Source organism: Dolichospermum sp. LEGE 00246 (assembly GCF_015207865.1).
Lineage (GTDB): Bacteria > Cyanobacteriota > Cyanobacteriia > Cyanobacteriales > Nostocaceae > Dolichospermum > Dolichospermum heterosporum.
The window spans coordinates 1-1,466 of the sequence record NZ_JADEWA010000728.1; the positions used below are offsets into that span (position 1 = coordinate 1).

1 protein-coding gene is annotated in these 1,466 nt (G+C 34.4%); it reads right to left on the bottom strand.

Annotation, left to right across the window (positions count from 1 at the left end; translation table 11 throughout):
* Positions 1-67 precede the first annotated feature (67 nt).
* Positions 68-1,466: ABC transporter ATP-binding protein/permease (locus IQ228_RS25970; protein WP_193965001.1), on the bottom strand; the 1,399-nt coding region annotated here is incomplete at its 5' end.

Consider the following 1,466-nt stretch of genomic DNA (forward strand, 5'->3'; position numbering starts at 1 on the left):
ATAATTAATAAATTGTTTTTGCTTTTGGGTGAGCATGATTGTAATTTTCGGTAATTTTCTCAATTTACTATTTTGATGCAGTAGTCAAAGAAATTGATTTTTCGCGTTTATAATCTTCAATTGGTAAGAGTTGCCAATGATTATTTTCTGTAAGTTCTAGAACCCATTGATGATAAGCATACAAACTTTCTCGATGTCCCACACTAATAAAAGTTGTGTTTGTAGCTTGTAATTGAGAATATAAATTTTCTTCGTTTTTTAAATCTAAAGCACTCGTCGCTTCATCTAAAATAGTAAAGCTAGGGAGAGAAATTAATAATCTAGCAAAAGCTAAACGTTGTTGTTCTCCTAATGATAAGATATTTTCCCAAGCAACTTCTGTATCAAAACTCTTGATGCGGGTAAGCAGGTTTTGCAAATTAACTTTATGGAGAATTTCTTCCAGTTGGCGATCGCTCATTTTCCGGTCTGTATGCGGATAGAGTAGCTGCTCCCGCAGAGTTCCTAAAATTATATAGGGACGTTGGGGAAGAAACAAAATTTCCTTTAACGCAGGTCTTACTAACCTACCACTTCCCGCATTCCACAAACCGGCGATCGCTCTCAGCAAAGAACTTTTTCCCCTACCACTAGCACCAACTATTAACAACCCTTCTCCTGGTGAAACAGATAATGATAGGTCTTTAACTATCACTTGTTCATAATTGGGTGTTTTTAAGGTGACATCCTCAAACCCTAAACGCGGTTCTTCTATGACTTTGATAGTACCAATATTCTCAGGTTTTTGGCTTACCGATGCTAACGCATCTGAAAATTCTGCTAAACGCTGGACGTAACTAGAAAATCGTCCTGAGTTACCAAATTCAGCTATTAATACACCTAAAGCATTAGAAAACATAAAACTACAAAATGTGGCTTGGCTAATTTCTCCATAATTGATCTTATCTTGAATAAATAAAGGTGTAAGAATAAACATAGAAAACAAACTAATTGCCGACTGATAGGCGCTGTTAAAAATATCTTGACCCTTTTCCCAATTTATCCTCCGTTCCGCATTTTTCAATACATTATCAAATCTGCGTTTAATAATATTTAGTTCTTCAGTTTCTCCTTGGAAAAAAGCAATTGATTCAGCATGATTCCGTACATGAGTTAGGCAATAATTAAAGTCAGCTTTGAATGATAGCTCCTCTCGGTTGATTCTCGCTAATTCTTGACTTAAAAAAATAGCAAATAAATTACCTACAATTGTATAAATAATCAGATAAATTGCCACTTGTGAAGAAATAGTCCAGAGAATGATTACAGCAGCAATCATATCCATAGACTTCTCTAGGAAAGTAGTTGAAAATCTTAACGCATTGATGGTAATAGGTTCAATTTCTTGAGCTATGCGTTGGTCTGGATTAGTAATTTTAGACTTAAAATTGATTTTATAATAGGCTTGATTGCTCAAATATTTATTT